This window comes from Pseudomonas sp., assembly GCF_035277045.1.
Lineage (GTDB): Bacteria > Pseudomonadota > Gammaproteobacteria > Pseudomonadales > Pseudomonadaceae > Aquipseudomonas.
This window is the reverse complement of sequence record NZ_DATELE010000059.1, coordinates 1-7,760: the sequence shown is the minus strand read 5'-3', so window position 1 is coordinate 7,760 and position 7,760 is coordinate 1. Positions and strand designations below refer to the sequence as shown.

5 protein-coding genes are annotated in these 7,760 nt (G+C 65.4%); 2 read left to right on the top strand and 3 right to left on the bottom strand.

Annotated features, from left to right (window positions below):
* The first annotated feature begins 91 nt into the window (after positions 1–91).
* Positions 92–1,387 (top strand): OmpP1/FadL family transporter, encoded by a 1,296-nt coding sequence (locus VJS90_RS02765; protein WP_324118868.1) that lies wholly within the window; start codon positions 92–94, stop codon positions 1,385–1,387.
* 51 nt (positions 1,388–1,438) lie between these two features.
* Complete coding sequence (locus tag VJS90_RS02760) at positions 1,439–2,359, top strand: AraC family transcriptional regulator (RefSeq protein WP_324118866.1); 921 nt, start codon at positions 1,439–1,441, stop codon at positions 2,357–2,359.
* A 60-nt stretch (positions 2,360–2,419) separates the two neighbouring features.
* Here VJS90_RS02760 and VJS90_RS02755 read toward each other — a convergent pair whose 3' ends face one another.
* The 3 genes from VJS90_RS02755 to VJS90_RS02745 form a co-directional block, all read right to left on the bottom strand.
* Entirely contained in the window at positions 2,420–4,948 is a 2,529-nt protein-coding gene (locus tag VJS90_RS02755; protein WP_324118864.1) for a fused MFS/spermidine synthase, read from the bottom strand.
* A gap of 93 nt (positions 4,949–5,041) precedes the next feature.
* Positions 5,042–6,610: an arylsulfatase gene (locus VJS90_RS02750; protein ID WP_324118862.1), complete on the bottom strand. Its 1,569-nt coding sequence runs from the start codon at positions 6,608–6,610 to the stop codon at positions 5,042–5,044.
* Positions 6,611–6,716: 106 nt separating this feature from the next.
* Positions 6,717–7,721 (bottom strand): HAD family hydrolase, encoded by a 1,005-nt coding sequence (locus tag VJS90_RS02745; RefSeq protein ID WP_324118860.1) that lies wholly within the window; start codon positions 7,719–7,721, stop codon positions 6,717–6,719.
* Positions 7,722–7,760 lie beyond the last annotated feature (39 nt).

Sequence of the window (7,760 nt, the reverse complement as noted above, 5' to 3'; positions counted from 1 at the left end):
AGACACAGCTACCCTGCTTTGCTAGCACGTTGGTCGCTGGCAGTTGCCGCCCATCGGTACAGCGCTTCCGATCGACAAAGGAGCCTGTGACATGAGCTACCGCCCTCGTCTTCCAGGCAAGCGGACACTCGCAGTGGCTTGCGCGCTGCTGTTGAACGCCAACCCGGCATGGGCCGGCGGCATCCTCATCTACGAAGCCGGCCAGGAGGGCAACGGCCTGGCCAACGCGGGCGCCGCCGCACTGGCCAACGACCCAAGCGTGCTAATGAGCAACCCGGCCGGCATCACCCAGCTCCAGGGCACGCAGATCAGCGCCAACGCCCAGGTGATCCTTGGCGACCTGCGCTTTGCGCGCAACCCCGACAATCAGTTCGACGGCAACGAGGGCGGCAATGCCTTGCAATACCTGCCCGGTGCCAGCCTGTTCATCAGCCACCAGCTCGACGAACGCTCTGCCATCGGGTTCGGCATGTACGGCAATTTCGGCCTGGCGCTGGACTATGACGATGACTGGACCGGCCGCTATTTCACCCAGGAAGCCGCGGTCATCGGTGTGTCGCTGCAACCCACCTGGGCCTACCGGTTCACCGACGACCTCTCCATCGGCATCGGCCCGCGCATCATGCTCGGTTACTACCGCACCGAGATGGCCATCAACAACAACCTGCTGGGCCTGACCAGCCGGCCGGACGGCCAACTCGAGTACAAGGACACCGATGTCGGCGTTGGCGTCAACCTTGGCCTGCTGTACCAGATGGATTCGCGTACCCGCGTCGGCCTGGCCTACACGAGCAAGGTCAAGCTTGAGTTCGAGGACACGCCGCACCTGAAAGACATCAGCAACCCGCTGCTCGATGTCGCCCTGCGCCGCCTGAACGTGGACACGCTGGAGCTGGACCTGAACGTGCCGCAGACGGTGACCCTTGGCATCGCCCATCAGCTCGACGATCAATGGACCTTGCTGGGTAGCCTCAACTGGCAGGACTGGAGCGACTTCGGCGAGGTCGCCGTGGAGGTCGACAGCAATGCCGGCGGCACCAGCCGCACCGTCGACCGACACTACAAGGACACCTGGCATGCGTCGGTGGGCGCGCAATACCAGGCCACCCGGCAATGGCGCTGGAGTGTCGGGCTGGGCTATGACAGCTCGGCCGTGGATGACCAGGACCGCACGGTCGACAACCCCATGGGCGAGGCCTGGCGGCTGGCGGCCGGCGTCAACTATCAGGTCGCCGAAGGCCTCGACCTGCACCTGGCCTATACCCTGATCTGGCTCGGCGACATGGACGTCGAGCAGACCAAGGCCCGCTCCGGCACGACGTTGTCGGGCAGTTACGAAAACAGCGCGCTGCACATCGTCGGCGGCGGCGCGACCTGGCGTTTTTGAGGTAACCCCGCGCGGGTGCGGGGCACCGATAATCGCGAGAAGGAGAACGGCATGAGCATCCTTGTACTGGGCAGCCCTGGCAAGCAGTTGCCCTACCTGGGCCTGGTGCAGGTGTTCGAAGGCAGCGCGCATGCCTTGAGCCTCCCCCGCTTTGGCCTCGAACTGGCCGTGCGCCAGGGTTCGACGCTCGCGGGCCCCTTGCAGCACCTGGCAAGGTCAGCCCCCACGGTGGGCCATGCGCTGATCGCGGTGATCCGCTATCAGCGCCATTACCGCCCGGCCATCCCTCTTCGCCTGGAACACCGGGCGGGGCAGGCGCTGCTGTACTTCGACGACGGGATGTCCGCGTGCGGGCAAACGCCACAACTCGTCGAAAACTCGGTCATGGGCGCCAAGCTGTTGATCGGCGAACTGCGAGGCGCACCGCTGCGCGCCAAGGCCGTGACCTTCCGTCACCCGGCGCTGGGCGATGCCTTTGGGTATCTCCGCTATTTCGATTGCCCTGTGCTGTTCAGGCAAACCCACAACTGCCTGGTGCTATCGGCGGACGTCTTGCGGGAAGGGTCTGTCAGCCAGGACGCGACCTTGCATGCCATTGTCCGTTATTACCTGGAACACCAGGCGGTGCCTTCGAACAGCCTGCGCGGGCAAGTCGAACGCACGATCCAGATGTTGCTGCCCAGTCAACGCTGCACCCTGGACCAGGTGTCCTTGGCGCTGGACCTCAATCCCCGCACCTTGCAACGGCGCCTGGCGAGCGACGGCATCGAATTCGAAACCTACCTGGATGGCCTGCGCCGTCGTCAGGCGCAGCAGATGTTGCGCACGACGCCCTTGTCGGTGGGACAGGTTTCCAGTGAACTGGGCTATCGTCGCACCCCCTCCTTCTGCCGCGCCCACCTGCGCTGGTTCGACATGACGCCGCTTGAGCACCGGCGACAGCACGGCGATCCGGTCATAGCCGCGCTGTAACAGCACGCCCAATACGCTAAAAACGTGACGCAGCGCTCACGCCCCAGGCGGAGGTAGCGTTCACTGACCGCCTCCACTTCCCAGAAACCAGCGGAAGTAGGGATTGCCGCCATCACTGCGGGCCAGCTCAAGGGCCTCGCGGGCCCAGGCCTGGCGGTTGCCGTTGTAGGCATGCAGGCTGAGGCCGTAGAAGCGTGCCAGGGTGTTCCATTGATCGTTCACCGCACTGGCGAAGGCTGCCTCGTCTCCTTGCAAGGGCGGGGCCTTGCGCAACGCCAGCAAGGCCGGCAGGACGCGGGTGATTTCCCGGGACCGCACCCAGCTGGCGTACTCGATGCGTGGCTGGTCATCGGTCACCGGCAGGGCATCCGCGGCGTAGTGCTCCAGCCCCGTACGGTCGGTGATCCAGGTGGCCAGCAACGCCTGCGGCGAATCGATGCCGACCTCGGCAAGCGCTGCGGCCACGCCGGGCTGCGCAAAGCGCTGGCGAATGCGCGGCACATCCAGTTGCAGCGGTTGCAGCGAGCCGATCAGCAGCATCTCGTGAAATTCGGTGGTCCACAGTGAGGCGTGCGGGAACACGTCGATGAAGCTGCGCACCAGCGAGCGGCTGTCCTCATCGTTCTGGGTCGGCAATGGCAGCCACTGGGCCATCAGCCCGCCAGGCTGCAGCCGCGACGCGGCGAGATGGTAGAAGTCGCGCGAATACAGGTTGACCACCCCAGCCGCTGAAGGCGGGGGTGGCTCCAGCGTCACCAGGTCATAGCGCTCGGTGCTGCGCAGCAGCTCGCGGCGGCCATCGCGCAGGCGGATGTCCAGCCTCGGGTCGGTCACCGCGGCGTAGTTACCGTTGAACAGGGGTGCCGCCTGCAGCACCTCGGGCAGCAACTCCGCCACCACCGAGCGCTCAAGCCCCGAATACCGCAACATCGCACCGGCGGTGATGCCGGTACCGAAACCGATCACCAGCGCCGAGCGCGGCTCACCGCTGTGGATCAGCAGCGGCAGCAAGGCCTGCAGGCGCATGTAGCGCAGCGACGGCATCGCATCGCCGGTGTTGGATACCCCCTGAATGTACAGACGGCTGAAGGTCTGGCCCTGTCGCCCTTGGGTGACCACCGCCACGGTACCGCCCTGCCCTTCGTGGTAATAGGTGAGCTGACCGTTGCGCGCCCCAGGCAACAGCTCGGCCAGCCGCTGCGGGGGTATCAGAAAGGCTACGAGCAGCGTCGCCACGGCCACCGCACTTACCGCGACGGCCGCCGGGCGCCGCACGCCAGGACCCTTCCAGACCGCTGTCAGGCCAACCAGCGCTGCGATGCCGGCCAGCACGCCCAAGGTGCGCACCAAGCCAACCTGCGGCACCAGCACAAAACCGGTGAGCAACACGCCGACGATCCCACCCAGGGTATTGAGCGCGACCACCGTACCTACGTCGCGGCCGACATGGCCGCTGTCCGCCGCCAGTCGCAAGGCCAGGGGAAAGGCAGCGCCCAGCAAGGCCGTGGGCAGCAGGACCATGCACGCGGCCGCCATCGCGAAGCGCGCGCACATGCCTGCCAGTTCGCTGCCGAACAGCTGCAGGGCCAAGGCCTCGGCCTGGGTCTGCAGCAGTACCAGCCAGCGCCCCAGGCCGGCGATCTGCAGCAGGGCCAGCAGGCCGGCGAAGGCGATCAACAGGCCGAAAAGGCCCCAAGGGTCATGAATGCGGTCGGCGCGGCGGGCATGCAAGGCACTGCCGGCCAGCAGGCCGCCCAGATAGGTGGCCAGCACCACGGCAAAGGCGAAGGCACGGGTGCTCATGAAAGGCACGATCGACTGGCTCCACACCACCTCATAGCCCAGCGCCACACCCCCGGCGATGCAGTACAGGCCGATCGCAAGCCGTGCGGGCCCCGCGCGTGGCGCGCAAGCAACCTTGGCCGGTGCGGGCAACGCGGCATCGCGCCGTCGTGCCAGCCAGCCTCCCCACGCCGCCATGAGATTGAGTGCCGCCGCGGCGCAAGCACTGCCCGTGACGCCCAGGCGCGGCAACAGCACAAACGCGGCGAGCAAGGTCCCGGCTATCGCTCCCGCGGTATTTGCCGCGTACAGGCGACCGCCCGCCTGCGCCAACTGTCCCGTGGCCGGTGCCAACGCGCGGACCAGCACCGGCAAGGTGCCCCCCATGAGCAGCGCCGGCAGCCCGACCAGGCTGAACGGCAACACCCAGGCCAGCAGGCCGGCGCCGGCTTCCAGCCGCGCGAAGGGCCCGGCGGCATGGGCCAGGCCTAGCGTGGCGACCACCCCCAGCAAGGCGACGGCCAGCTCAAGCAGCACGTACAGCCGTATCGGCCAGTGCAGCCGGTCGGCCCAGCCCCCGAACAGCAACCCGCCCAAGGCGAGTCCGGCGAAAAATGCACTGATGCCGGTGGCCACGGCATGCACTTCCACGCCCACCACCAGCGACAGCTGCTTGATCCAGAGCACCTGGTAGATCAGGCCCGCGGTGCCGGACAAGAACAGCAGCGAGGCAGGCAACCTCAACAGCATGCGCGCCGGGGCATGAGCGTGATCGGTAAGCGTGGGAGAGGCCACGGGTGAAACCATGGGCGAATGCCTTCTCAGCGGGAGGATCTTGAACGCGGGCTGGCCGTTTCGCTGCCATGCCCGCATCCACAGGGGCGCTCGTCTGTCACCGGGTTACTGACCCTTCATCTTTTCCTCGATCTTGCGATCCACCTCCGCGCGGATCTGGTCAACGCTGAAGCTGGCCGGCCGCTGGCTAGGTGGGTACTCGACGAAGGTCTGCAGGAACGCCGCCGCTTTGCGCACGCCGTTGAAGATCAGGAAGTCGTTTCTGGTCAGCCAGTCGTAGTACTGGTCCGAAACGATATCGGCCCGCTCGTAGGGATCCATGCGCAGGTTGAACATTTTCGGCACGCGCAGGCAGACGAACGGCTCGCTCCACACTTGCAGGCCTCCGGGCGCGCGTTGCTCGCAGAACACCAGTTTCCAGTTGTCGTAGCGCATACCGACCAGATCGCCATCGTCGCTGAAGTAGTAGAACTCGGTTCGCGCGCTCTTGTCGGTCTTGCCGGTCAGCATGTCCAGCTGGTTGTGGCCATCGAGGTGGACCTTGAAGTTGGTGCCGCCGATGTCGGCCCCCTTGAGCAGCCGGTCCTTGATATCGGTGTCACCCACGGCGGCGAGCAAGGTCGGGAACCAGTCCAGCCCGGAAATCAGCTGGGTATTGACGGTGTCCGGCTTGATCTTGCCCGGCCAGCGAATCATCGCAGGCACGCGGAAAGCGCCTTCCCAGTTCGAGTTTTTCTCGTTGCGGAACGGCGTGGTCGCGGCGTCTGGCCAGGACCACTGGTTCGGGCCGTTGTCTGTGGTGTAGACGACGATGGTGTTGTCGGTGACCTTCAGGTCATCCAGGGCCTTGAGCAGCTTGCCTACGTCACCGTCGTGCTCGAGCATGCCGTCGGCATACTCGTTTCCGACCATGCCGCTCTGGCCTTGCATGGCTTCGCGCACGTGAGTGAAGGCGTGCATGCGCGTGGTGTTCATCCAGACGAAGAACGGCTTGTTGGCCTTCACTTGCTTGTCGATGAAATTGATCGCGGCCTGGGTGGTTTCGTCATCGATGGTTTCCATGCGTTTTCTGGTCAAGGCCCCGGTATCCTCGATCTTGCCGTCGGCACTGGACTTGATCACGCCACGTGGCGAGGCGGCCTTGACGAAGGCCTGGTCATCCTTGGGCCAGAAGGGCCGCTCCGGTTCTTCTTCGGCATTGAGGTGATACAGGTTGCCAAAGAACTCGTCGAAGCCGTGGTTGGTGGGCAGGTACTCGTCACGATCGCCCAGGTGGTTCTTGCCGAACTGCCCGGTGGCATAGCCCTTGGCCTTGAGCGCCTGGGCGATGGTCACGTCACGCGCTTGCAGCCCGACCGGCACACCCGGCATGCCAACCTTGGAAAGCCCGGTACGCAGCGTTGCCTGGCCGGTGATGAACGTCGAGCGTCCCGCGGTACAGCTGTTCTCGGCGTAATAATCGGTGAACATCATGCCTTCCTTGGCGATCCGGTCGATATTGGGCGTCTGGTACCCCACCACCCCTTTGCCGTAGGCGCTGATGTTGGTCTGCCCGATATCATCGCCGAAGATCACCAGGATATTCGGCGTGTCCGCCGCGCTGGCGATGCCTGCGCCGAGTGTCGCCGTGGCCGCCAGGGCGACCGCCGACAACCATGTTCTACTGGACTTCATGGCTATGCTCTCCCGTCTGCACGCACTGCTGTGGTCCACGACTTCGGGCACACCGGTTGCGGCCGGCCTGCTGTGCTCCCGCGGCTCTGATTACCCGCTGGAATGATCATTGCGCGTCGAAGGGGTAGATCCGGCGCCATTCCCTCGCCATGTCCACCACTGTCCACCCCTGGGCCTGGGCCTGGTCGAGCGCCACGTCCAACCGGCCGAAGTGGCTCTTGCGGTCATAGGCCCACTCGCGGCGCTGATCGGTGTGGTGCACCAGGCCCGCGAAGCGCGCGCCCTGGCCGGCCATGGTCCATTGCAACATCTGCAGGTCACCGTCAGAGTTGCCGAACGCCATCACTGGCCGACGCCCGATGAACGCCTCGATGCTGACAGGCTTGCCCGGACCATCATCGTTGTGCGCGATCCTGGGCAGGCGCTGGATGCTCGGTTTTCCAGCCTGGTCTTCGAAGGTAGCGTCCAAGGTGGTACCGATGACCTGTTCCGGAGGAATGCCATAGACCTCCTGCGCGAACGCCCGCATGAAGGCCACCTCGCCGCCCGATACGATGTAGGTCTTGAAGCCATTGGCGCGCAGGTAGTCCAGCAGTTCCAGCATGGGCTGGAACACCATCTCGGTGTAGGGCCTGCCGGTGCGCGGATGGCGGGCGCTGGCAAGCCACTTGCGCGTGACCTCGGTGAACTGCTCCGTGCTCATGCCCGAATGAGTAGCGGCCACGAGCTTGAGCAGGCCATCCATGCCCTGGGCGGCCAATGCCTGTTGATCATTCTCCAGCACCGCCTTGAACGGCTGCTCCTCGCGCCATTGGGGGTGCTCGGGTGCCAGGCGCCGGACCTCATCCAGGGCAAACAGCAGTTCGAAGTACATCGGCTGTTCGCTCCACAAGGTGCCATCGTTATCGAACACTGCGATGCGCTCAGCAGGCTCGACATGGCGGGGGCCGCCGTCTGTCGTCACGTCCTCGACGAAGGCCATGATGGCCATGCGCGACGGGCCCTCGCGCCAGCCGGGCAAGGGGTCAGCGGCCTGCGCGAGCAGGGGCAACACGATGAGCACGCACCACAAAGCGCGCGCGAAACGCAGACCGCTGTTTGACTGACGCATCTGGAACCACCCTTGTGCGGTGTTGCAGGGCTCAGGGAT